This is a genomic window from Arthrobacter sp. 10N418 (genome assembly GCF_056394725.1).
On record NZ_JBFTIK010000002.1, the window covers coordinates 41,777 to 64,611 of the forward strand.

Consider the following 22,835-nt stretch of genomic DNA (forward strand, 5'->3'; position numbering starts at 1 on the left):
ATTCCTGCGAAAGGCACGCTTTGCTCCGCGCACAAGAACTCTCCGTGAACGGCCGGCGGGACGATCTGCTCCCGCCCACCACCGTGCAGGCCGACCGAGGCACGCTCCTCCTGGTTGAAGGACCCCGGCAGGACCAGCGCACCGCCCTCGCCCTGACCCTGAGCGGGCGGATGAAGCCTTCCGCGGGCGGCCTCGAATGGGATGGCGCGGCAGGAATCAAGTCCCTCCGGCAGGCGAGCGCCGTGGTAGACGCCCCCGGGGTGAACGAACCCGAACAGCACCTGAGCGTCCGCGACCTCGTCACCGAAGACCTGGCCCTCATCCCGCGCCGTTACCGTGGTCCCCAGCGCAGCGCACCCTGGCTCGAGGCCAGCGGCTTTGCGGACATCGCCGGCCTTTGGACCGAACAGCTTCCGGCGGGCAGGCGGCTGGAGCTGCTGACGGCCCTCGCCCTCGCCGATCCGCATACCGAGCTCCTCGTGGTCGATTCTCCCGACCGGCACAGCGCAGATCCGGCCGACTGGTTGCCGCGCCTTACTGAACTGGCGTACGACGCCGGGCGGCCGCTCGCCGTCGTCGCCACCGTCACCCGCGTCCCGGAGGGCTGGAGCGGCCCCGCCGCCGTCATCGGCAACGCCGTGCCGTCACCCGGCGGGGACGTCCTGCCCGAAACGCCCGATTCCGAATCAGGGGATGCACAGTGACTGTCCTGCGGCTGGCCCGCTCCGAACTCAAGCGCATGACGGGCGGGCTCCTGCCCAAGCTGACCATCCTGGCCCTGGCCATGGTTCCGCTGCTCTACGGCGCCGTCTACCTCTACGCCAACTGGGATCCGTACGGGAAGCTGAACCAGATCGACGCCGCCCTGGTGGTCGAGGACGCGGGCGCCCCGTCGGCCGACGGCACCCGGCTGGAGGCCGGCCGGAAGGTCGCCGAGAGCCTCGTGGACGCCCACAACTTCAACTGGCAGACCGTCTCCAGCGCCCAGGAAGCGGACCAGGGCGTGAGCAGCGGCAAGTATGCCTTTGCCCTGAAGATCCCCCAGGACTTCTCCGCGAACCTGGTGTCCCCCGGCAGTTTCGACGCCGCGCACCGGGCCATGCTCAACGTCACCACCAATGACGCCAACAACTACCTCCTGAGCACCATCGTGGACAAGCTCACCACGTCCGTGCACTCCACGGTCGCCAAGGAGGTGGGCGAGGGAACCGCCAACCAGCTCCTCACCGGGTTCGGCACCATCCACGCCCAGATGCTCAAGGCCTCCGACGCCGCCGGGCAACTGGCCGACGGCGTCGCCACGCTGCACGACGGAACGGTGGCCCTGCACCAGGGCACCGGCGAGCTCAAGAGCGGCGCCGCGGAGCTGTACAGCGGACAGCTCCGCCTCCGGGACGGCGCCAACACACTCAACGCCGGAGCGACCCAGCTCAGCGGCGGCCTGGCGCAGCTCAAGGACAAGACAGCCACGTTGCCTGCCGACACGCGGCGGTTGGCCGACGGCGCCGCCCAGGTGGCCGCCGGAAACGCTGCCCTGAACGCCCAGGTGCAAGGCATCGCCGGGCAGCTCGGCGCTGCGGAACAGGCCCCGGCACAGGCCCAGCGAGGCCGGGTGGCGGCGTCCACCAGCCAACTCGTCACCAGCGGCGTCATCAGCCAGGCGCAGGCGGACCAGGTGGTGGCCGGGTTCGACGCCACCGCCGCGCCGCCCGCTTCAGCCTCCGCCGCGAAGTTCCAGGCGGCGGCCGCCCGCGTCCAGCAACTGGCGGACGGTTCCGCGGCCGTGAGCGCCGGCGCCTCGAGACTGGCAGGCGCGGCACCCGCCCTCAGTGACGCCGTCAGCCAGGCTTCCACCGGTGCCGGGCAGCTTTCCGGCGGAACCGCGGCACTCGCCGCCGGGCAGCAAAACGCGTTCGACGGCGCCGGCAAGCTCTCCGAGGGCGCGCAAAAACTCGACGACGGCGCGGCCCGGCTGGAGACCGGAGCGGCCACAGCGTCCGACGGCGCCGGAACCCTTGCCACCGAACTGGCCAAGGGCGCCGGAAAGGTCCCTAACCCGGACGACGCACAGAAGGACAGCCTCTCCAAGGTCATGGCAGACCCGGTCGCCGTCAGCAACGTGTCCCAGGCCAAGGCCGGATCCTACGGCGCGGGACTGGCACCGTTCTTCCTCACCCTCGCCCTCTGGATCGGCGTGTTCATGCTGGTACAGGCGATGCGTCCGGTCACGCAGCGCGCCCTGGCCTCAAATGCGCCGGCGTGGAAGATCGCCGCCGGAGGCTGGCTTCCGTTCCTGGCCGTCGCGGCCGTCCAGGCAAGCCTGCTCACGCTCGTCGTGGACGTCGGGCTGGGGCTCAACCCCGCCCACCCCGTCCTGATGTGGTTCCTGATGCTCGCCGCCGCCATGGCCTTCAGCGCGATCATCCAGGGCGTCGTGGCGTTGCTCGGCTCCCCCGGCAAGCTGGTGGTGCTCATCCTGCTCGTGCTGCAGCTGGTGTCCTCCGGCGGCACCTTCCCGTGGCAGACCACGCCGGAGCCCCTGCACGTGGTGCACCAGCTCCTTCCGATGGGCTATGTGGTCAGCGGCATGCGGCACCTGATCTACGGCGCCGAGCTCTCCACCATCCTGCCCACCATGCTGGGGCTGGTTGGCTACACTTTGCTGGGACTGGCAATGTCAACCGTCGCCGTACGCAAGAACAAGTTCTGGACCCTCAAGTCGCTGAAACCGGAGATCGCCGTATGAGCACCAGCAGCCCGGCCGGCTCCGGCGACGCGGAAAAGAAGCTCCGGCCCGGCCGCACCAACGCCACGAAACAAAAACTGTTCGAGGCGTCCATGGAGCTGATCGGCGAGCGGGGTGCCGCCGGGGTGACGGTCGATGAGATAGCGGCGGCCGCGGGCGTGTCCAAGGGCACGGTGTATTACAACTTCGGCAGCAAATCGGATCTGATTGCCCAGCTCCTGCGCCACGGCGTGGACATTCTCCTGGCCCGTCTCCTGAGCGTCCGGGACCCATCCGCCGATCCCCTGGCCGCCATGGATGAGATGGTCGGCCAGGCCATGGACTTCATGGCCGAGTATCCGTCCTTTGCCCGGCTGTGGGTCAGTGAGAACTGGCGGACACCGAGCGAGTGGCAGGACACCTTTGCCGAACTCCGTGCCCTGCTGCTCGCGGTCATCGGTGCCGCGATCGACGCCGTGGCGGCCGCCTACCCCGTGGACCCCGAGGTCTCCCGGGGCAGCCTGGAAACCGCCATCTTCGGGGCCTGCTTCGTGGTGGGCCTGGACCGCCAGACGTACAATCCGGAGCGGACCCGGCAGCAGAGCGTCGCCGCGATCATGGCTTCCATGCGCGGCTACGTCGTGAAATAGCCCCGCTCAGGGATGATTGTTCACATGCGCCACATGGGTAACAGCGGCAAGACTGCCATCGGAGCGATGCTCGCTGCCCTGGCACTGCTGGTACTCACGGCGATCACCCTCAACGAGACGGTGGGGTTGTGGCTCATGGGCGCCGCCGCCGTGGCCTACGTGGCCTGCGTTGCGGAGGTGGTGATCCGACGGCGGCACAAGACCCTGGCCGCGAGCGGCGTCGGAAGCATCCTGTTTATCGCCTTTGGCATCGCCTTCCTGCGGCAGTGGGGGCTCGCCTTCAATCCGGATCCCGACGCCTTGTCCACCCGGGTCGATACCGAGCACCCGGATTTGTACTTCTATCTGGCAGCGGCCGCCGGCGCGGGGACCCTGCTGCTCCTGTTCGCAGGAACCGTCGTGCCCGGCAGGTTCCGCGGCACCCGCCCGCCCGGTGCCGCAGCGCGGCGCCCTCCGGCGGCCTCAAGGGGCCGGGCGAAGAGTGCGGCGCCCCGGACCGCGCCGACCAGGGCATCCGCCGGGCGGCCGGCAACTCCGCGGTCCGCGCCCCGGCCGGCCACAAAGGCCCCGTCCTCCGCCGCGGGCCAGCGTCCTGCAACAGTCTCGAGGGGCGGATCCGGCGCCAAGCCGGCGCCCGCGTCTCCGGCGAAATCCCCGGCAAAGTCACCCACCCGGCCGGCAGCCAGGTCGACGCCCCGCCGCTGAGCCCCGCACAGCACAGCATCACGCCGCCGGCACGGTGCGGGTCCGGCCCTTAGAGGTTCCGGGGCCGGTTACCCGTGGTGGGATCATCCCCGGCGGACGCGTCCCTGGTGCGATCGTCGCTTTGGCTGCCCGGTCCGTGGGTGCGGTCCTCGCCGGCGGCCTGGTCCCGCGCGGCGCGGTCCCGGCGCAGTTCCCCGGGCGCCCCTTCCGTGGACGTTTCCTCCCTGGACACTTCTTCGTTCGCGGTTTCGCCTCGCCCCGCAGCGTCGCCGCGGTCCGAGGTGACGACATCCGGATCCACCTCATCAGCCTTGCGCAACTGTTCCTGGGCTCCGGCGCGGACGCGCTCCGCCTCCTCCTGACGGCCGCGGGCGTCTTTGCGCAGACGTTCGGCCTCGAGTTCGGCTTCCTTGGCATCAGCCTCCGCACGGGCCGCTTTGGCCTCGCGCTCCCTGGCGGAGAACTCGTCGGCCTTGGCCGCCTCGCGCATCTCGGCAGCCCGGTTCCGGTCGGCGGCCACCTTGCGTTTGCGGCTGAGGAAGACGGCGACCACGACGATCGCCAAGACCACGACGATGCCGACGATAATTCCTATGAGCTGCCCTGAATCCACGATGGTCCACCTTTTCTCCGGGTCGAATTCCCTCGCTCAAAAAACCATATGAGCGAACAGGATCAGTAAACCGCAGAACGGGGCGCGTCGCCATGGCTTCCGGCTCCGCAGCTCCGCACGGCCGGGCCGCTATTTGGACCGGGGAACCTTGAAGTGCGTGAGCCGGGCATCCTGCCCGTCCAGCTCGGCCCAGGACTTGGTTGTTTCAAGCACGGTCAGGCCGCTGGTGGGATAGCGGCTGGCCGCGTCCATGTAGGCGTCGTGGTCGGAATCCCGGGAGGCCAGGTGCATGACGAGGTCCTGCACCCCGGGCATGTGGGAGATCACCATGAGCGTGGTCACGGTGTCCGGGACGTGGTTGATGACCGACAGCATCCGCAGCGCCGAGGCGCCGTAGAGGCCGTCCTCAAGCTTCGGCGTCGGAGCCTTGTCACCGAGTTCGCTGCACACCCAGACGCAGGTCTGCCGCGTGCGGAGCGCGCTGGAGCAGAGGATGAAGTCCGGAACGACGCCGTGCTTGAGCAGCCATTTGCCGGCGACAGGGGCGTCCCTGTGTCCGCGCTCTTCCAGCGGCCTGTCGTGGTCGGCGACGCCGCCGGGCCAGTCGGCCTTGGCGTGCCTCATGATCACCAGTCGTTTGATGTGATGGGCGCTCATGAGCCAATCCTAGTGCGGGGGCTGTCACCGTGAGCGCGCGGCCGCCGGTCGGTCAGTCCTCCAGGACAAACGTCACTTCCAGCGCGATGTGCCGGGCAACCGCAGCCGCGGAGACACATGCTGCCCAGGCAGTCCACCCACCGCGTCCGTCGCGGCGGGAATGTGGCCGCGCGCCCGAAATCCGCTTGAGCTTCCGGACAAGGCAAAAGCGGCCGCCCCTGCAACAGGGACGGACGCTTTGCGTGAGCCGGACGCTAGATGGAGTATTCCGGAGCGGCCCAGACAACAACCTCGGGGTGCTCGTAGAAGCGGTAGCCCTGGCCGCGGACGGTACGGACGGTGTTGGCAAGGCGCCCGAGCTTCGAGCGCAGGCGGCGGATGTGGACGTCGATGGTGCGCTCGTTCGGTACCTCTTCGGCGTTGCGCCACAGGCCCTCGAGGAGTTCGTCGCGGCCGACGGTGCGGGTGCCGTTCTCGACAAGGTAGTTCAGGAGCTCGAATTCCTTGAAAGTCAGGTTCAGCGATTCGCCGTCGAGCGCCACTTCGCGGCGGGCCAGGTCGATGAGCACGCCGGACGGACGCGGGTCCTGCGGCTGCTGGAGACGGGCGGTCTCCGCGCGCTGCCGGGCACCGGCAGTGGGGTCGCCGAAGGTGGAGCGCACGACGTCGAGGGCGGAACCCGGGGTGCTGGCCGGCGCTACGGCGACGGCAGCGTAGCTTTCCGCACCCGCAACGAGGGACTGCGCGTAGGCGCGGATCTCCTGGGCAAGCTTGGCGATGGAGGTGCCGGCAGCCGCCGCGGTTTCCTCGTCGATACCCATGTACAGGACGAAGCCGCGGGCGACGTTGTCGCTGGCGACCGGACGGACCGGGCTGCCGTTGCCCGCGGCAATCACGGGGGTGGGGGCGGTGGCGGGCGCCGGCGGAACGGCCCGGAGCTGGCCGTAGGAGTCCGGGTTGTAGCCCTGCGCCGCGTAGCCCGGGGCCGGGAAGCTGTTGGCGGGTGCGCCCGGTGCAAAGGCGGGGCGGCCGCCGAAGCCCTGACGGATCCCGGAGGTCTGGCCGGCCTTGCTGGCGTTACGGACGGAGATGTGGACGTATCCGGATGCAACTGACATGGATTGCTTACCTCAATGTGAATGGCCGTCATCGCGGCTCGAATGCTAGTTTCCCCGCAATGAAACTGGGGAGGGGCGCCCGACTCTGGGCTGGGGGCGAATGCCTAGAAACTCTTGGGGGTGTAAAAGTTAGGCGTGCATTCGACAACAACGCATCGCGGTATCAGCGGGTGGGCTGACCCAGGAAGCTGCGGCTGCAGGTGCTGTTGAGTTCTTGTTCACAATTGAAGTGTGCAACGTAACAATGAAAACTTGCAAGTAACAATGGACTCCAGGTTCCACATAGTGAGACAAAATGCAGGAATGTAGTCTAGATCACAATTCTGCCGTGTCAATAAAATAACAAGTGTTTTTCCGACCGGCCGGTCGGTGTGCGTTATTCTCCGAATCTTCTTCGGCAAACCTGAGCAACTCTTCTGAATAATTCACTGTATTAGAAATCGGCAGAAACTGCCCATGCCGATCCATGACCTCCCGCCGTCCACGGAGTGGGCACGCTGCCGGACCCCGGAGGGCCCGGCAGCAAAGGTGGTTTCGGCTCAGCCGGATCCGCCTGCGTGGTGGTTCGCCCGGCGGATCCGGACCGGACTCAGTTCGACTGCCCGGTGGCCGTCGCCGCGACGACCAGGACCGACTCCGCCGTGTAGTCCGAGCCGTTTTTTGCCGCAACGATCCGCACCGTGCCACCGGCGACAATGTCGGCAACGCTTAGCTGGCTGCCTGCGCTGCCTCCGGCCTGCTGTCGCCGTTGTTGCAGGTTGCCCACCACCACATCGCCGCCCAGGGCATAGCTGCGCGTGAATCCGTCGCTGCTTTTGACGGTGACAGACGTCGTGCTGAGGTCCGACACAATGCCCAGCTGTTCGGCCTTGGTGACGTACCCGCTTCCCTGCAGGACGACGTATTCGGCGTGCACCGCCGCGGACAGGCCGCCCGCCATCCCGGCTGCCCCGCCGGGAGCGGCATTGCCGGAGCCGCCCTGGGCCTGCGCGCCGCCTCCGGCGAAGCCGCCCTGGGCAGACCGCGGGCCGCCCTGCACGGAACCCTGGCCGCCGGGGCCGGCGAATCCCCCTGCCGCTCCGCGCGTCGTTCCATCGGCTGCCGCGGAACTTGACGAAAGGGTGTACACCCCGACGCCGGCCCCGGCCGCCAGCACCACGGCGGCACCGGCGACGGCGAGTCCCCGCTTGAGGGTCCAGGGCTTGCCCGTGGAGGCCTTAGCGGGAGTGGCGCCCGGCGCACCCCAGCCCGGCGCTGCGGCGCTTTGGGGCGGCGCACCCCAGCCCGGCGCTGCGGCGCTTTGGGGCGGCGCACCCCAGCCCGGCGCTGCGGCGGGTGCCGGCCGCCCGGCGTCGTGCTGTGCGTTCGCGGAAGGTGCAGGCGCAAAGGGTACGTCCGCGTGCTGGGTGTTGACCGGCGTCGCCACGGGGGCCGGCGTGCCGCCGGGGGTGGTTTCGGGGACAGGACCGGGCTGCTGACCGCTCATGGTGTTCTCCTCTTCTGGGTGCGGGACCGCTGTTCCATCCCGGGTCGTTGTGCGTCCAGCGTGCTGGGCGATCCTGTGCCTGTGCTGTGCGGCTCGACAGCCGGGGCTGTGACCTGGCGGCGGGCCGGGAGAGGGCCAAAAGCGCCCGCAGACCCATCCAGCTCGCTAGGCTGGGATTCACAGGCGCCGCACAGGGTTCCCAAAGCCGCACCAAATCGGCAGAACGGAGAGTTGTCCCATGGCCACTTCGCACTCCATGACCAACAACCTTCCCCAGCTCACGCATCCGGACGGCTCCCCCATCCGCGCGCTCGTGGTGGACGACGAACCCAGCCTGTCCGAACTCATGAGCATGGGCCTGCGGATGGCCGGCTGGTCCGTCGCCGTCGCCGCGGATGGCCCCGAAGCCGTCAAGCTTGCCAAGGAGTTCCGCCCTGACGTGCTGGTACTCGATGTCATGCTCCCGGGGTTCGACGGCGTGGAACTCCTGACCCGGATCCGCGCCTTCGCACCCGAGGTGCCGGCGTTGTTCCTGACGGCAAAGGACGCCGTCCAGGACCGGATCACGGGCCTGGCCGCGGGCGGCGACGATTACGTCACCAAGCCGTTCAGCATGGAGGAAGTGCTGCTGCGCCTGCACCGGCTGGTCCAGCGGTCCGGGGTGGCCGCCATGGACACCGCGGAACTCGTGGTGGGAGACCTGGTGCTCAACGTCGACACCCGGGAAGTCACCCGGGCGGGCCAGGAGCTGCATCTGACCGCCACGCAGTTCGAGCTCCTGCGCTACCTCATGGAGAACCCCAAGCGCGTGATCAGCAAAGCCCAGATCCTGGACCGCGTCTGGGACTACGACTTCGGCGGACAGGCCAACATCGTTGAACTGTATATTTCCTACCTCCGCAAGAAGGTCGACGCCAACCACCCTCCGATGATCCACACCGTGCGCGGCGCCGGCTATGTGCTGAAGCCGGCGGACTGATCTGTGCCCACACTCTCCGGTGAGATCCGTGCCCCCGGGCGCGACTGGCGCGACCCGTCCACCTGGCACCTGCGCACCCGCCTGGTCCTCGTCGCCATGGCCCTGCTCGTCTCCATCTGCGGCGCCGTCGGCCTGTTCAGCTACGCCTCCATGGATTTGTTCCTCACCCGGCAACTCGACACGCAGCTCGATGAGGCGTCCCACCGCTCCAGCGAGTTCGGCCGGCCCTCGCCCGGCGGTTCCGGCGGACGCCCGGATCCCCTCGAGGCACGGGGGCAGGGCGTCGGCACGCTGAACGCCCGGATCCTGGGCGGCGCCGTCAGCAGCGCCGGCTTCCTCGCCCAGGATGCCAGCCGGAAGAGCCTCTCCCCCGACGACGACCACGTTCTCCTGGCGCTCACGCCGAACGGCATCCCCGTGGACCGCACCCTGTCCGCCGGCGCCTACCGGCTCACCGCCGTGCAGGCACCGTATGGCGACGTGATCGTCACCGGTCTCCCGCTGGCCGAAAAACAGAACACGCTGGCGTCGCTGGTCTGGACCATGGTGGTGGTGTCCGCGGGCGGCCTGGTGCTGATCGGCCTCGCCGGAACAGCCCTGATCCGGCGCAACATGAAGCCGCTCGAACAGCTGTCCGAGGTGGCCACCAAGGTCTCCCGCCTCCCGCTCGACGCCGGCGAAGTGGCACTGGCGGTGCGGGTCCCGGCGTCGGCCGCCCATCCGGGCACGGAAGTGGGCGCCGTGGGCTACGCGCTGAACCAGATGCTCGACAACGTCTCCAACGCGCTCGAGGCACGGCAGGAAAGCGAGATGAAGGTGCGCCAGTTCGTGGCCGACGCCTCACACGAACTACGCACTCCGCTCACCGCCATCCGCGGGTACACCGAGCTCATGAGGATGACCGAGCACTTCACCCCCGACGGCGAGAAGTCGCTCGCCCGCGTGCAGAGCCAGTCCGAACGCATGACCACCCTGGTGGAGGACCTTTTGCTGCTGGCGCGCCTGGACGAGGGCCAGCCGCTCAAGCTCAGCGACGTCGACCTCACCCAGTTGGCCATCGAGACGGTCAGCGACGAGAAGGTCATGGCCCCGGACCGTGTCTGGCACCTGGAACTCCCGGACGAGCCCGTGGTGGTGCGCGGTGATGCGACCCAGCTCCACCAGGTCCTCGCCAACCTCCTGTCCAATGCTCGCAAGCACACCGGCCCGGGGACCACCGTGGTCACCGGCGTGATGCGTTCGGCAGACGGCAGTGCCGTAGTCACCGTGACGGACAACGGCAGCGGGATCGCCCCCGAATTCATCGGCCGGGTCTTCGCCCGCTTCGCACGCGCAGATGCCGCGCGGAAAAACCCGGCGGCCGGGACCGCGGAGACCCAAGCTGCGTCCGGCACCGGAGCTCCTCCCGCGACGGCGGCACCAACCTCCGAAGGGACTTCCGGGCTGGGGCTGTCCATTGTGCAGTCGATCGTGGAGGCCCACGGAGGAACGGTCGAAGTCACGTCCCGGCCGGGCCGGACAGAGTTCGCCGTGCGCCTTCCCGCAGCCCCCACGCCGGGGCTCGCGTAGCAAGCCGACGCACCGCCGAAGCGGTTCCTGTTATCGAAATGTGACTTAAGCTCGCGAATGCTGTAGCGTTTTTGGGGTGCGGCTGCCATTGGTGCCGCATATCCGGACGGACGCTAAACTCTGCCGCTTCCCGGATTCCGCTGGACCAGGCAGAGGCGGGGGACCCAGAGTTCCCGGGCATTCTGCACACTTGCGCCCTTGGGGTGAAGCCGACACGTGATCTTCCGTGCGGCCGGATGACCTTATCCGAACCCGACAGCTAACTCCGCCGGCGTTGAGAGGCGATCATGACTGAATTCAAGGTACAAACGCGCCCTGAGGGCGTTTCGCGAAAACCCCTTTCCACCAGGTCGCGCCACCGCGCCGAGCCGGCCCAGCCCGCTTCACCCCTGTTCCGGTTCGCTTCAAACATCGGGTCCACCGGCCGCCGGGCTGCCGTTGTCACTGCGGCCTGCGCGGTGCTGATCGGCGTCGGCGCCGCCGGACAGGCCGCCGACATCCCAGGACCGACCGCCGGCGCGGCGAGCGCCGAGGCATCCACCAGCGCCGACCCGCTGACGCACCTGAACTTCGACAGGGTCCGGGTCGGGGCCCAGGCTGCGCCGACCGCCGGAAACGTCGCGCCCCAGGCGGCAGAAGTGAAACCGGCCGAGACACCGGCACCCGCGGCCCCGGCGGCCCCTGCGCCGGCCCCGGCTCCCCCGGTAGCCGTCGACGACCCGGCCGGCGCGCAGGCCTACGCTGCGGCCCAGCTCGGCACCTACGGCTGGGCCCCGAGCGAGATGCAGTGCCTGATGAAGCTTTGGACCCGGGAGTCTGACTGGAAGACGACCGCCACCAACGCCAGCAGCGGCGCCTACGGCGTGGTCCAGTCGCTGCCGGCCGAGAAGATGGCGAGCGCCGGCGCAGACTACATGACCAACTACCGGACCCAGATCAACTGGGGCCTGAACTACGTCAAGCAGCGTTACGGCTCTCCGTGCGGTGCCCTGAACTTCCACTACGCCAACAGCTGGTACTAAGGCCGGAAGAGGCAACGCCCGCCCCTCACAGCAGACCCTGGATCGTCGATCCGGGGTCTGCTGCTTTTTTGCCTGCTTCTTGGTGCCTGCCGGCTTTTTCCTTGGCGGACTTCCACAGGCACCGCACAGCTTTGGCCTAAACCCCTCATATGAGACGCCGTCACTGTTGAACCATGACGTTCACAGACCAGGCCCCAGGACCTCTGCCGCACCCGACGGCGACGCCGGCCGGACAGGCCGCTCCGGCCAGGCTTTCCCTGGCCGGAGCACCCGTCACGAGTGCCACCCCCGGACGCGCTGCTGAAGCAGGCCGCCGGCGCTCCCCCGTCGACACCCGGACCGCTGACCCGGTCCTGGATGTAACCATCCCGGTCTTCAACGAAGAACGGGACCTGGAAGAGTGCCTGCGCCGGCTGCACGCCTATCTGCTTGGTTCCTTCCCGCACACGTTCCGGATCACGGTGGCGGACAACGCGAGCACCGACGGAACGCTGAAGACGGCAGAACGCGTCGCCCGCGAACTCCGTGAGGTCCGTGTGGTCCACATGGCCGAAAAGGGCCGCGGAAATGCACTGCGCAACGTGTGGCTCGCCTCGCCGTCACCGGTCCTGGCCTACATGGACGTTGACCTGTCCACCGATCTGGCGGCCCTGGGTCCCCTGCTGGCACCGCTGATTTCCGGCCACTCCGACCTGGCCATCGGGACCCGCCTGACCCGCAACTCCCGCGTCGTCCGCGGGCCCAAGCGGGAATTCATCTCCCGCAGCTACAACTTCCTGCTCCACTCCTTCCTGGGCGCCCACTTCAGCGACGCACAGTGCGGGTTCAAAGCCATCCGGTCGGACGTGGCCAGGCAACTCCTCCCGCACACCCTGGACAAGGCGTGGTTCTTCGACACCGAACTGCTGGTGCTGGCCGAAAAGTGCGGGCTGCGCGTCCACGAAGTCCCTGTGGACTGGACCGACGATCCCCAGTCCAGCGTCGACATCGTCCAGACCGCCCTGGCCGACCTGCGCGGCATGGCCCGGCTAAGCCGGGACCTCGTCTCGGGCCGCATCCCCGTCCCGGAACTGCGCGCCGCCCTCGCCCGCGGCCCTCTCCCCGCAGCCTCCCGCGCCCACGAGCAAAGCCCCGGCGGAAGCCTGTTCGGCCAGCTCGTCCGCTTCGGCAGCATCGGGGTCGCATCAACCCTCGCCTACCTGGCAATCTTCCTCTTCTGCCGCGGCCTCATGGACCCGCAGCTCGCCAACTTCCTCGCGCTGCTCACCACCGCCGTGGCCAACACCGCCGCCAACCGGCGCTTCACGTTCGGCATCCAGGGCCCCAGCCAGGTTGCACGCCATCATTTCGAGGGCCTGCTGGTGTTCGGCATCGGCCTGGCGCTGACCTCCGGGACTCTCGCCGTCGTGCACGGCGCCTCCTCCGGGCAGCCCGACCGCTGGCTTGAGATCATCACGCTCACGGCGGCGAACCTGGCCGCCACCGCCGTGAAGTTCCTGCTGTTCCGGCTGGTGGTCTTCCGTAACCGGGCCCATGCTGCGGCCCTCCCGACGCCGGGACCACTGACACTTCCCTCCCCCGCACAGAAACGGCCAAGTAAATGACCGCCACCATCAGCCCCAGCGCCGCGCCCCCTGCCCCCACCCCGGACGCGCCGCCGGCAGCACCACGGAACCGCCAAAGCCACTTGCTGTTCGGGAACCAGCCGCGCTGGGTGCGGCCCTCGGCCGCCGTACTGCTGGTCCTCACGGCCGTGCTCTACCTCTGGAACCTGCAGGCCACCGGTTACGCCAATTCCTTCTACGCCGCGGCCATCCAGGCCGGCACCAAGGACTGGGCGGCACTGCTGTTCGGCTCCCTCGACGCAGGCAACGCGATCACCGTCGACAAGCCGCCGGCCGCCCTGTGGATCCCTGCCCTGGCCGGACGGATCTTCGGCTTCTCGGCACTGAGCATGCTCATTCCGCAGGCACTCATGGGCGTGGCCGCCGTCGGACTGCTGTACCTGACCGTCAGGCGGGTATCCGGGCCGGCCGCCGGCCTGCTGGCCGGAGGCGCCCTGGCGCTGACGCCGGTGGCGGCGCTCATGTTCCGCTTCAACAACCCGGACGCCATGCTGACCCTGTGCCTGGTACTGGCCGCGTACCTGACCACGCGGGCCATCGAAAAGGCCGGCTGGGCGTGGCTCGCCGCTGCCGGTGCCGTGATCGGGCTGGCCTTCCTGAGCAAGATGCTGCAGGGCTTCCTGATCGTGCCCGGCCTCGCTCTTGCCTACCTGTGGGCGGCCCCCGCCACCTTGGGCCGGCGGCTGTTCCACCTGCTGGGCGCGGCCGCCGGGATCGCCGTGGTGGCCGGGAGCTACGTTGCCCTGTTCCAGCTGACCCCGGCGTCGGCCCGGCCGTACATGGCCGGGTCGAAGAACAACAGCTTCCTGGAGCTCACGTTCGGATACAACGGCCTGGGCCGGATCACCGGCTCCGGCGGCGGCATGCCGGGCGGCGGAGGCGGGATGCCCGGCGGCAACGTCGGCTTCGGCGGAACGGCCGGGATCACCCGGATGTTTGGCGCCAGCTTCGGCGGGGAGGTCTCCTGGCTGCTGCCGGCGGCCCTGGTCCTGCTCGGCGCCGGGTTGTGGTTCACCCGCCGGGAAGCGCGGACCTCGAAGACCCGCGCGGCGCTCCTGCTGTGGGGCGGCTGGCTCGTGGTCACCGCCGGGATCCTCAGCTTCATGAGCGGCACGGTGCACGCGTACTATGCCGTGGCCCTCGCGCCCGCAATCGGAGCCCTCGTTGGCATCGGCTCCGTGGAGCTGTGGCGGGGCCGGGCGTACTGGCCGGCACGGGTTGTCCTGGCCGTCACGGTCCTGGCGAGCTCGGTCTGGTCCGCGGTGCTCCTGGGCCGTGACCCGGCCTGGCTGCCCGGACTGCGCGTGATCGCCGTGGCCCTCGGCGTCCTCGCCGCCGCGGCGCTGCTCCTGCGGGTGGACCACTTCCCGGGACTTCCCGGCCGGTTCCGCAAGGCCGCCACGGCCGGCGTCGTGATCCTTTCCCTGCTCGCCGGCGGTCTCGGCAGCACCGCCTGGACGCTGGCGACGGCGGCCCAGCCGCACGCCGGTTCGATTCCCACCTCCGGACCCGCCGCCTCTGCGATGGGTGGCCCGACGGCGGCCGGTGCCAGGGCGTTCGGCGGCGGCGCCGGCGGCCCCCTGGGCGCCGAAAGCGCCTCTTCCGAGCTGACCACGCTGCTCAAGTCCACGGGGACCAAATGGTCCGCCATCGTCTCCGGCGCCACGCAGGCCGCAAGCCTGGAACTCGCAACAGGCACCAGCGTCATCGCGCTCGGCGGCTGGAACGGCGGCGACCCCTACCCGACCCTGGCCCAGTTCCAGGCCATGGTGGACCGCGGCGAAATCGGCTACTTCATCTCCGGCGGGATGGGCGGGATGGGCGGCGCGGGCGGCCGCGGGGGCAATTCGGAGGTGGCGACGTGGGTCGCGGCCAACTTCCAGGCCCAGACGGTCGGCACCGCCACCGTCTACAAGCTGGGAGCCTAGGCAGCCATGACTGACACCCTCCGCCCCCTCTCCGCTTCCACCCTGCTCCGGCCCCGAACGGCGGGCGGGGGCCGGCTCCCCCGCACGGCGGGTGCCACCGCCCGGTCCGCGCTCTTGCGGCCGCGGCTGGAACTGGCCGGGCTGCTCCTGGCCACCGCCGCCCTGTACCTGTGGAATCTCGGCGCCTCGGGCTGGGCCAACGCCTTCTACTCCGCCGCGGCCCAGGCAGGATCCCAGGACTGGACGGCCTGGTTCTTCGGCTCCTCGGACGCCGCCAACTCCATCACCGTGGACAAGCCGCCCGCTTCGCTCTGGGTGATGGCGCTGTCCGTGCGGCTGTTCGGGCTCAGTTCATGGAGCGTCCTCGTGCCCCAGGCGCTCATGGGGGTCGGGACGGTCTGGCTGGTCTATCTGGCCGTGCGCCGGGCAGCCGCTCCCGCCACCGCCGACGCCGGACTCGCCCACCGCGCAGGGCTGCTCGCCGGCGCGGTCATGGCCCTGACGCCGGTGGCCGTGCTCATGTTCCGGTTCAACAACCCCGATGCCCTGCTGGTGCTGCTCATGACGGCGGCCGCCTACGCCGTGCTCCGCGCGATCCAGGACGCGCGCCTGCGCTGGCTCCTGCTGGCCGGGGCGTTCCTGGGCTTCGGATTCCTGACCAAACAGCTGCAGGTGCTGCTGGTCGTCCCCGGCTTCGCCGCGGCCTATGTGCTTGCCGCGCCCGCGGGACTGGGCAAACGCCTGCTCCACCTTCTGGGTGCGGGCACGGCGATGGCCGCGGCCGCCGGGTGGTGGCTGGCCGCCGTCGAGCTCGTCCCCGCCGACGCCCGGCCATACATCGGCGGCTCACAGAACAACTCCATCCTGGAACTGACGCTCGGCTACAACGGACTGGGCCGGCTCAGCGGCGATGAGACCGGGAGTGTGGGCGGCGGCAACGGCTGGGGCACGCCGGGGCTGTTCCGGCTCTTCAACAGCGAGTTCGGCGGCCAGATCGCGTGGCTGCTGCCCTCCGTGCTGCTGCTCGGGGCCGGCCTGCTGTGGCTGGGCCGCCGGGCTCCGCGCACCGACCCCGTGCGGGCCTCCGTGATCATCTGGGGCTCCTGGGTGGCCGTCACCGGACTGACCTTCAGCCTCATGGCGGGGATCATCCACCCCTATTACATGGTGGCCCTGGCGCCCGGGATCGCAGGACTCGCCGGGCTGGGCGGCATCCTGCTCTGGCAGCGGCGGGACCAGCCCGCCGTGGCGGCGGTCCTCGCCGCCGCCATCATCGCCGCCGGATTCATGGCCTCCGAACTGCTGGGCCGAACCACGGCGTTCGTGCCGTGGCTGGCCTGGGTGGCGCTCGTGGCGGCGCTCGCGGCCGGCGCCCTGGTACTGGCCGGCGTCACCGTACCCCGGGCCGCATCGCCCGGCATCTTGCGGCGAACGACGGCGGCAGTCGCCGTCGCCGCGTCCCTCGCCGGGCCGCTGGCGTACTCGCTCGCCACCGCCTCGACGGCCCACAGCGGCTCGATTGTCAGCGCCGGGCCGCCAGTATCTGGCCGGGGCGGCGCCGGAATCCCGGCGGTCCTGGGCGGGCTGGGGAACGCCACCGGGAATGCGACCGGCATCGCGCGGGGCCCCGGCGCGGGCGGGCCAGGCGGCATGGGCGGCCTGCTCGGGGCAAGCACCCCCTCGGCAACGCTGGTGACCGCACTGGAAACAGGCGCCGGGAACTACACCTGGGCGGCCGCAGTCGTGGGGTCCAACAATGCCGCCGGCTATCAGCTCGCGACACAGCTTCCTGTCATGGCGGTGGGCGGGTTCAATGGTACGGATCCCTCACCCACCCTGGCGCAGTTCCAGCAGCTCGTTGCCGCGGGACGGATCCACTACTTCATCGCCGGCCGGATGATGCAGGGCCAAACCGGATCCGATGACGCGGCCCGGATTGCGGGCTGGGTGCAGTCGAATTTCAAGGCGCAGACCATGGACGGCACCACCGTGTACCTGCTGGCTGAGTAGGCAGGCTGGGGCGCCGTCCCGGACCGCGGGCTGACCCTAGAAGCTCAAGGACAGGGTGCGGACGCCCGCGCCGGTGAGGTGCGTGGTGACGGAGACCCCGGAGTAGTCGGGGATGTGGAGCACGCCGGGAGGCAATTCGCCGGCGTTGGGTCCAACCGCCACGGTCCGGATGCCGGCGGCGAGTCCCGCGGCGATGCCTGCCGGGGCGTCCTCGAACACCACCGCGTCGGCCGGGTCCACACCCAGCAGGGCGGCGGCCCGGAGGTATCCCTCAGGGTGCGGCTTGCCCCTGGCGACGTCCTCGGACGTGACCGCGGCGGCCGGGACGCCGATACCCGCAGCCGCCATCCGGACCTCGGCCAGGTCCCGCGAGGCGGACGTCACCAGCGCTACGGCATCCGGCGGGAGGCTCGCCAGCAGCTCCAGCGCGCCTTGTACCGGGACAATGCCGCGGGTCTCGGCCAGCTCCATCCGGCCGAGCTCCGCGGCCAGGGCATGGATGTCAGCACCCGCGGGCGCGAACCTGCGGACCGTGTCCATCGCCTGGACCCCGTGGGAGGAGCGCAGGATCTCCCCGATATCCAGGCCGTAGCGACCGGCAAAAGTGGTCCATACCTGCTCCACGATGCTGGTGGAGTCCACCAGCGTGCCGTCCATGTCGAACAAGATGGCGCGGGCGCTCAGGGGCGTGACACTGCGGCGGGATAGTGGGTTCATGACCCCATCCTGCCCCATGCCCATGTTTCACCCGCGCGGGCGGCGGCCGGAGCCGTCACCGCGCGCAATCAGGCGGGATCAGCCGTTGGACCGGCCGGGGATGAACTGCACCGCCCATTTGTTGCCGTCAGGATCGGTGAAGTGGAGGAAGTGCCCCCAGTCCTGGACGTCGACGTCGCTGACGTCCACGCCGTTGTCCTTGAGCTGCTTGTGCGCGGCCTGAATGTCGTCGACCACGAGCTGAAGGCTGGGGGCGGTGCCGGGAGGGGCGTCGTTGAGGCCCTCGCCGATGGCGATCGAGCAGCCGGAACCGGGCGGCGTCAGCTGCACGAAGCGGATGCCCTCCGTGGGCCGCTCGTCGTAGTCGGCGTTGAAGCCGACCTTGTTGACGTAGAAGTCCTTGGCGCGGTCGACATCGGACACGGGGACGAAGACGAGTTCAAGTTTCCAGTCCATGGTGCACAGGCTAGCCGCGGACAAGCAGAACCGGAAGGGCCCGGACGTCGGCCGGCGCGTGGGGCCGCCGGGTCAGCCGGACTGGATCAGCCGGCCACCCCGTAGAGGCGGTCCCCGGCGTCGCCCAGGCCCGGCACGATATAGGACTTCTCGTTGAGTTTCTCGTCGATGGAGGCCAGGACGATGGTCACGTTCGCGTCGGACAGCTCTTCTTCCAGCTTGGCCAGGCCCTCGGGGGCGGCCAGCAGGCAGATGCAGGTGACGTCGGAGGCGCCGCGCTTGAAGAGAAACTTGATGGCCTCGCGCAGGGTGCCGCCCGTGGCGAGCATCGGGTCCAGGACAAAGATCTGGCGGTCCGTGAGGTCCTCGGGGAGGCGCTCGGCGTAGGTGATGATGTCCAGGGTCTCTTCGTCCCGGGCCATGCCGAGGAAGCCGACCTCGGCGGTGGGCACCAGCTTGGTCATGCCCTCGAGCATGCCGAGCCCGGCACGGAGGATCGGAACCACCAGGGGGGTGGGCTTGGTGAAGGCGGTGCCGATGGTGGTGCTGACCGGCGTCTCGATTGTCACCGGCTCGGTGCGGACGTCGCGGGTTGCCTCATAGGCCAGGAGCGTGACGAGCTCCTCGGTGAGCTGGCGGAAGACCGGGGACGGGGTGTTCTTGTCCCGCAGAACGGTGAGCTTATGGGCGACCAGCGGGTGGTCCACAACGAGAGTGCGCATGGGTCAAAACTATCACCCGGACGTTGATGGGCCTCCCGTGGGACCGGATGCATCGGTCCCGTCCTCGGCGCTGGCCGCGCGGGCGCCATGGCTGGTGAGCGGGTGGTCGAACGTGGGAGCGGGACCCGCGTGTTCACGGTGCCGGAGCACGTGGAAAAGCCTGTGCGCAAGGATCACGATCCCGAGCCACGCCAGTCCAAGCACCCAGCCGACAATCACGTCGGTCATCCAGTGGTGGCCCAGGAAAACCCTGCTCATGCCCATGGCGAAGACGAAGATCACACCCGCGGTGATCAGGCCGACCCGCTCAATCGTCCTTTTCACCTGCAGGCAGGCCAGATAGACCACCACGCCGATCACCACCGTGGAGTTCAGCGTGTGGCCGCTGGGGAAGGACGGTGAGTTTTCATACGGCGGAACGGCGTCGGCATGATCCGGCCGGGTCCGGCCCACAAGCTTCTTGCCCAAGGCCGTCGCGGTGGTGGAGACGGCTGCGGCGCCGCCCACGAGGATCAGGGGCCGCCAGGTGCGCGTGATGAACGTCAGCCAAGCCGTCAGAATGCTGGCCAGGATGGGCATGCCGATCCCACCGCCGATGTTGGTGAAACCCGTGACGAAACTGTCCAGGCCGGGGCTTCGCAACTGTTCCATGAACGCCAGCGTGGGCTTGTCCAGGTTCGCCAATCCGACCGAATCCACGACGTTGTCGTAGACCTCCGCACCCAGCAAGGCCAGGACCACCACCACCACGCCGCCAATGAGCATCGTGATCCACAGGGCAGCATAAGGCACCACCCACCTGCCCCAGCGCTGGTTCAACCAGCTTTCGGTCCTGGTACTCACTGCCGTCTCCCGACTTCTTGGTGCTCCCCCGGCTGAGGGGCACAGCTTGCTTATGGTCGAAACTATCATTGACCCATGACTGCCCCGGAGCCCCGCCATGCCGAATGGATGGGCCTTGCCATCGCCGAGGCCCGCCGGGCACTGGCCACGGCGGACGTACCGATCGGCGCCGTCGTGATCGGGCCCGACGGCGGGGTGCTAGGTTCCGGGCGCAATGAACGCGAGGCACTCGGGGACCCGACGGCGCACGCCGAGATGGTGGCCATCCGGGAGGCCGCGGCGCGGCTGCGGCAGTTGCGGGCGCGGGACGGCGAACCGGGCGACGGCTGGCGGTTGGAGGACTGCACCCTGGTGGTGACGCTCGAGCCCTGTGCCATGTGTGCCGGCGCCATTGTCCTGGCCCGGATTCCGCGGGTGGTCTTCGGCGCCTGGGACGAGAAGGCCGGAGCCGCCGGCTCTGTGTTCGACATCCTCCGCGAGCGCCGGCTGAACCATTGGGTGGAAGTGTATGCCGGTGTCCGGGAGCCGGAGTGCGCCGCGCTGCTCCGGGACTTCTTCGCCGGTCACCGGAGCGGCTGAGCCTTCCTATGGGGCCGGCGTCGAGCCTGCGCTACCCCGCGGCGGCGGACGCGGCGAGGGCGTCGATCCGCTTTTGCCGCCCGGCCGGTGAGTCGAGGCTGAAGGCGCGGAAGTCACCGAGATCATCGCGGATCCAGGCTTCAACCTCGGAGATCCGCCGGGTCACCGCGGCCGTGGCACCGTGGAACAGCCACGACACGATCCGCTCCTTGCCCGGCTCGTACTGCCAGAGCCCGATAATCCGGCCGCGGTCCAAGACGGGATGGTCCGGGAGGTCGGCCTGCAGCGCCAGGGAGGCCAGCACGTTCTTGGCGATGCGTTCCCCGTCGGGGAGCAGTTCTGCCGCGTTCCGGCGGAGCAGCGCCAGTGAATCCGTTCCGGCGAGCAGCTGGATCTGCTCTTCGGCGGGTTCTTCAAAGGCGGCGAGACGCTCGACGTCGTCGGGCATCATGAAGAGAACCTCACCGGCGGCGGTGGGCACCTCCACGGCACCGACGGCGGCCAGCCCCGCCTTGCTCTGCGCGCCGGTGAACCCGGTGAACCATTGGGACTGCTTAAGCGTGGCGCCCCCGGTCCAGCCCAGGTACCGCCGGATCAGCTCGGCGCGGGCCGCGTCGCTGTCCAGGGTGCTGGGCGGCAGGTCCCAGAGCTCGTAGGCGTAGCGCTGCTGGTCCAGGCGCCCGTTGACCGGGACGCGGCGGATCCTGCCCTGCGACTGCAGGATCCCCAGGGTCGTAGGCAGTGTTGTGGTGGCGCCTTTCTTCTTGCCTTCTTCACCGAGATTGCGCACGGAATCGCCCAGCTCCTCTTTGAGCTGCTTGGGGTCCATCGGGCCGTCGGCTTCGGCAAGCGCGTGCAGCACCTGTTCCTCGAGGAGCGTGATTTCGCTGCGGTCCACGCCCAACCGGCCCAGGACCCGGAAGGCCCCGGCGGCATCCTCGCCCAGCGTGAGGGCCCAGGCGAAGTCGTCGCGGCCCAGGACGTACGTGCAGCCGCGGGCGGTGGGGAGCTCCAGGATCCGGCGGGCGGCGACGTCGGCGTCCACCTGTTCGCGGCGGATGCCGGCCCGGGCAAAGAGGGTGAGGTAGGGGTTGGCGCCGCCCACCGACCGCGCCCACCCGGCGCGGGCGAAGACCTGCTCCGCGGTGCAGCCGGCCAGCGAGCCGTCCAGGCCTTGTTTGTGCCAGGCCCAGGCGCGCAGCCGCTCGGGGGTCAGGGTCTGCGGGACCGGCAGTTCTGTGGTCAGGGGCTCGGTAGTCATGGGGTCATTGTCCAACAGCTTGTCCGCCGGCGGAATCAATTGAGGCGCCCGGCTTTCCGGATACGTCCGGGCCGACGGCGGCCAGCACGGTCCGGGCGGTGGCATCCCAGCCGGGCAGGCGGCCCCGCGCAGCCGTTGCCGCGTCCCGCCAGCGCGCGCGGAGCCCGGGTTCGGTGAGCCAGCGGCGCAGCAGGTCCGCCAGCGGTGCGGGATCCTCGGCGAGGAGGACGGCGGCGCCCGGCAGTTGGGCTTCCGCGCCGTCGTTCTGCCCGTCGTCGTCCACCAGACACCCGGTCACCCGGCTGCGTGTCCGTTCGCCGGCCGCCAGCGCCTCCACGGCCCCCGTGCCCTCGCGCACCACCACGGGCACGCCACGGGCGAGGGACTCCGTGACCACCAGGCCGTACGTTTCGGCCCGGGAAATGAGCAAGCTGAGGTCAGCGGCGGCCCATTCGGCCTCCATGGCGGGACCACGCAGCTCCCCCGGAATGCGGACGCGGTCCGTGAGTCCCAGGGAATCCGCTCGTTCCCGGAGCTGCGCGGCGTAGGCGGGGTCCGTGGCGTCGGAGCCGATGAGGGACGCGGTCCAGGCCAGGTCCTTGAGCCGTGCGAGCGCCTCCAGCAGGAGCAACTGGCTCTTGTTCGGCAGCAGGGCGGCCACGGCCACCAGATGCGGCGGCTCCGAGCCGGGGGCTGGCAGGGCGGCGTCGGTGCCCGGCAGGGCGACCCGGGCGCCGTCGAACCCGTGCCTGGCCCGGATGCCGGCCGCAGCCGAGCCGCTGGTGCAGATCACGCCGGCTGCCGCGTTCAGGGCCCGGCGTTCCAGGTACGGATGGCCGCCCAGCGGCATGTGCAGCAGGATCCAGACGGGCTGGCCCGCCGCGGCGGCCGCCTCCAGTTCCGCCGGTGCTCCGCAGCCCAGGAGCCCGTCCACCAATATCACCGAGCGGCCGGCACCGGCAGGGGTGCGCAGGAGCCCGGCCAACCGCCGGCGGTCCCCTGCGCTGCCCACCGGCCAGTCGCCGTCGCACGGGCAGGTCTCCACCTCGGCGCCGAGGACCGCGAGCTCCCGGGCGAGTGCCGCGTTGTAGACGTTCCCGCCGGAGTTGTGGCGCACGTTCCCGGGCATCACCAGCCGGATGCTGAGGCCCGGCCGCTGCACCGTGCGGG

At 69.8% G+C, this 22,835-nt stretch carries 21 protein-coding genes and 1 riboswitch; of the genes, 11 read left to right on the top strand and 10 right to left on the bottom strand.

What is annotated here, in order from left to right:
- Positions 1-20: 20 nt before the first annotated feature.
- The 4 genes from AC1DCZ_RS01620 to AC1DCZ_RS01635 are packed head-to-tail and all read left to right on the top strand — an operon-like array spanning position 21 to position 4,080.
- Positions 21-704, top strand: coding sequence for an ABC transporter ATP-binding protein (locus tag AC1DCZ_RS01620; RefSeq protein WP_476973114.1), 684 nt, complete (start codon positions 21-23; stop codon positions 702-704).
- The gene (locus tag AC1DCZ_RS01625; RefSeq protein WP_476973115.1) at positions 701-2,746 is read left to right on the top strand and encodes a YhgE/Pip family protein; all 2,046 of its coding nucleotides are present in this window, start codon (positions 701-703) and stop codon (positions 2,744-2,746) included. The genes AC1DCZ_RS01620 and AC1DCZ_RS01625 overlap by 4 nt, the downstream gene beginning before the upstream one ends.
- A complete protein-coding gene (locus AC1DCZ_RS01630) occupies positions 2,743-3,375 on the top strand; it encodes a TetR/AcrR family transcriptional regulator (protein WP_476973116.1) in 633 nt (210 codons plus the stop codon). The genes AC1DCZ_RS01625 and AC1DCZ_RS01630 overlap by 4 nt, the downstream gene beginning before the upstream one ends.
- Positions 3,376-3,399: 24 nt before the next feature.
- A complete protein-coding gene (locus tag AC1DCZ_RS01635; protein ID WP_476973117.1) occupies positions 3,400-4,080 on the top strand; it encodes a hypothetical protein in 681 nt (226 codons plus the stop codon).
- 49 nt (positions 4,081-4,129) lie between these two features.
- On the opposite strand, the gene AC1DCZ_RS01640 is transcribed toward AC1DCZ_RS01635, so the two are convergent.
- From AC1DCZ_RS01640 to AC1DCZ_RS01655, 4 genes are all read right to left on the bottom strand, one after another.
- Positions 4,130-4,693, bottom strand: coding sequence for a hypothetical protein (locus AC1DCZ_RS01640; RefSeq protein ID WP_476973118.1), 564 nt, complete (start codon positions 4,691-4,693; stop codon positions 4,130-4,132).
- Between the two features lie 129 nt (positions 4,694-4,822).
- Complete coding sequence (locus AC1DCZ_RS01645; RefSeq protein WP_476973119.1) at positions 4,823-5,350, bottom strand: SixA phosphatase family protein; 528 nt, start codon at positions 5,348-5,350, stop codon at positions 4,823-4,825.
- A gap of 254 nt (positions 5,351-5,604) precedes the next feature.
- Positions 5,605-6,468, bottom strand: a complete 864-nt coding sequence (locus AC1DCZ_RS01650) for a winged helix-turn-helix domain-containing protein (RefSeq protein WP_476973120.1) — start codon at positions 6,466-6,468, stop codon at positions 5,605-5,607.
- Between the two features lie 589 nt (positions 6,469-7,057).
- A complete protein-coding gene (locus tag AC1DCZ_RS01655) occupies positions 7,058-7,954 on the bottom strand; it encodes a hypothetical protein (RefSeq protein WP_476973121.1) in 897 nt (298 codons plus the stop codon).
- A 238-nt stretch (positions 7,955-8,192) separates the two neighbouring features.
- On the opposite strand from AC1DCZ_RS01655, the gene AC1DCZ_RS01660 reads away from it, so the two are divergent.
- From AC1DCZ_RS01660 to AC1DCZ_RS01685, 6 genes are all read left to right on the top strand, one after another.
- Positions 8,193-8,933, top strand: a complete 741-nt coding sequence (locus tag AC1DCZ_RS01660; RefSeq protein WP_476973122.1) for a response regulator transcription factor — start codon at positions 8,193-8,195, stop codon at positions 8,931-8,933.
- Between the two features lie 3 nt (positions 8,934-8,936).
- The gene (locus AC1DCZ_RS01665) at positions 8,937-10,502 is read left to right on the top strand and encodes a HAMP domain-containing sensor histidine kinase (protein ID WP_476973123.1); all 1,566 of its coding nucleotides are present in this window, start codon (positions 8,937-8,939) and stop codon (positions 10,500-10,502) included.
- 128 nt (positions 10,503-10,630) lie between these two features.
- Positions 10,631-10,791, top strand: a riboswitch (cyclic di-AMP (ydaO/yuaA leader).
- Entirely contained in the window at positions 10,790-11,524 is a 735-nt protein-coding gene (locus AC1DCZ_RS01670) for an aggregation-promoting factor C-terminal-like domain-containing protein (RefSeq protein WP_476973124.1), read from the top strand. It overlaps the preceding riboswitch by 2 nt.
- Positions 11,525-11,697: 173 nt before the next feature.
- A complete protein-coding gene (locus AC1DCZ_RS01675) occupies positions 11,698-13,128 on the top strand; it encodes a bifunctional glycosyltransferase family 2/GtrA family protein (RefSeq protein WP_476973125.1) in 1,431 nt (476 codons plus the stop codon).
- A complete protein-coding gene (locus AC1DCZ_RS01680; protein ID WP_476973126.1) occupies positions 13,125-15,077 on the top strand; it encodes a glycosyltransferase family 39 protein in 1,953 nt (650 codons plus the stop codon). Before AC1DCZ_RS01675 ends, AC1DCZ_RS01680 begins: the two co-directional genes overlap by 4 nt.
- A 6-nt stretch (positions 15,078-15,083) precedes the next feature.
- On the top strand, positions 15,084-17,087 hold the full coding sequence (locus AC1DCZ_RS01685) for a glycosyltransferase family 39 protein (RefSeq protein ID WP_476973127.1): 2,004 nt from the start codon (positions 15,084-15,086) through the stop codon (positions 17,085-17,087).
- 36 nt (positions 17,088-17,123) lie between these two features.
- Here AC1DCZ_RS01685 and AC1DCZ_RS01690 read toward each other — a convergent pair whose 3' ends face one another.
- From AC1DCZ_RS01690 to AC1DCZ_RS01705, 4 genes are all read right to left on the bottom strand, one after another.
- A complete protein-coding gene (locus AC1DCZ_RS01690; RefSeq protein ID WP_476973128.1) occupies positions 17,124-17,804 on the bottom strand; it encodes an HAD-IA family hydrolase in 681 nt (226 codons plus the stop codon).
- Between the two features lie 78 nt (positions 17,805-17,882).
- The gene (locus AC1DCZ_RS01695; RefSeq protein WP_476973129.1) at positions 17,883-18,260 is read right to left on the bottom strand and encodes a glyoxalase superfamily protein; all 378 of its coding nucleotides are present in this window, start codon (positions 18,258-18,260) and stop codon (positions 17,883-17,885) included.
- An 86-nt stretch (positions 18,261-18,346) separates the two neighbouring features.
- Entirely contained in the window at positions 18,347-18,982 is a 636-nt protein-coding gene (gene upp / locus AC1DCZ_RS01700; protein WP_120954329.1) for a uracil phosphoribosyltransferase, read from the bottom strand.
- 12 nt (positions 18,983-18,994) lie between these two features.
- A complete protein-coding gene (locus AC1DCZ_RS01705; RefSeq protein WP_476973130.1) occupies positions 18,995-19,825 on the bottom strand; it encodes a phosphatase PAP2 family protein in 831 nt (276 codons plus the stop codon).
- A 75-nt stretch (positions 19,826-19,900) separates the two neighbouring features.
- Between AC1DCZ_RS01705 and AC1DCZ_RS01710 the strand changes: the two genes are divergently transcribed.
- Entirely contained in the window at positions 19,901-20,404 is a 504-nt protein-coding gene (locus tag AC1DCZ_RS01710) for a nucleoside deaminase (protein WP_476973131.1), read from the top strand.
- 31 nt (positions 20,405-20,435) lie between these two features.
- Here the strand turns inward: AC1DCZ_RS01710 and AC1DCZ_RS01715 are convergent, their stop codons facing one another.
- Together AC1DCZ_RS01715 and AC1DCZ_RS01720 are read right to left on the bottom strand one after the other, a co-directional pair.
- On the bottom strand, positions 20,436-21,665 hold the full coding sequence (locus AC1DCZ_RS01715; protein WP_476973132.1) for a DNA glycosylase AlkZ-like family protein: 1,230 nt from the start codon (positions 21,663-21,665) through the stop codon (positions 20,436-20,438).
- Positions 21,666-21,669: 4 nt separating this feature from the next.
- The gene (locus tag AC1DCZ_RS01720; RefSeq protein ID WP_476973133.1) at positions 21,670-22,827 is read right to left on the bottom strand and encodes a glycosyltransferase family 4 protein; all 1,158 of its coding nucleotides are present in this window, start codon (positions 22,825-22,827) and stop codon (positions 21,670-21,672) included.
- Between the last annotated feature and the right edge of the window lie 8 nt (positions 22,828-22,835).

Excerpts from the sequence above, each read along its gene's own strand:
- AC1DCZ_RS01685 (WP_476973127.1), top strand. The coding sequence starts at position 15,084 with ATGACTGACACCCTCCGCCCCCTCTCCGCTTCCACCCTGCTCCGGCCC.
- AC1DCZ_RS01660 (WP_476973122.1), top strand. The coding sequence starts at position 8,193 with ATGGCCACTTCGCACTCCATGACCAACAACCTTCCCCAGCTCACGCAT.
- AC1DCZ_RS01690 (WP_476973128.1), bottom strand. The coding sequence starts at position 17,804 with ATGAACCCACTATCCCGCCGCAGTGTCACGCCCCTGAGCGCCCGCGCC.
- AC1DCZ_RS01630 (WP_476973116.1), top strand. The coding sequence starts at position 2,743 with ATGAGCACCAGCAGCCCGGCCGGCTCCGGCGACGCGGAAAAGAAGCTC.
- AC1DCZ_RS01655 (WP_476973121.1), bottom strand. The coding sequence starts at position 7,954 with ATGAGCGGTCAGCAGCCCGGTCCTGTCCCCGAAACCACCCCCGGCGGC.
- AC1DCZ_RS01635 (WP_476973117.1), top strand. The coding sequence starts at position 3,400 with ATGCGCCACATGGGTAACAGCGGCAAGACTGCCATCGGAGCGATGCTC.
- AC1DCZ_RS01715 (WP_476973132.1), bottom strand. The coding sequence starts at position 21,665 with ATGACTACCGAGCCCCTGACCACAGAACTGCCGGTCCCGCAGACCCTG.
- AC1DCZ_RS01645 (WP_476973119.1), bottom strand. The coding sequence starts at position 5,350 with ATGAGCGCCCATCACATCAAACGACTGGTGATCATGAGGCACGCCAAG.
- upp (WP_120954329.1), bottom strand. The coding sequence starts at position 18,982 with ATGCGCACTCTCGTTGTGGACCACCCGCTGGTCGCCCATAAGCTCACC.
- AC1DCZ_RS01670 (WP_476973124.1), top strand. The coding sequence starts at position 10,790 with ATGACTGAATTCAAGGTACAAACGCGCCCTGAGGGCGTTTCGCGAAAA.
- AC1DCZ_RS01650 (WP_476973120.1), bottom strand. The coding sequence starts at position 6,468 with ATGTCAGTTGCATCCGGATACGTCCACATCTCCGTCCGTAACGCCAGC.
- AC1DCZ_RS01695 (WP_476973129.1), bottom strand. The coding sequence starts at position 18,260 with ATGGACTGGAAACTTGAACTCGTCTTCGTCCCCGTGTCCGATGTCGAC.
- AC1DCZ_RS01675 (WP_476973125.1), top strand. The coding sequence starts at position 11,698 with ATGACGTTCACAGACCAGGCCCCAGGACCTCTGCCGCACCCGACGGCG.
- AC1DCZ_RS01680 (WP_476973126.1), top strand. The coding sequence starts at position 13,125 with ATGACCGCCACCATCAGCCCCAGCGCCGCGCCCCCTGCCCCCACCCCG.
- AC1DCZ_RS01710 (WP_476973131.1), top strand. The coding sequence starts at position 19,901 with ATGACTGCCCCGGAGCCCCGCCATGCCGAATGGATGGGCCTTGCCATC.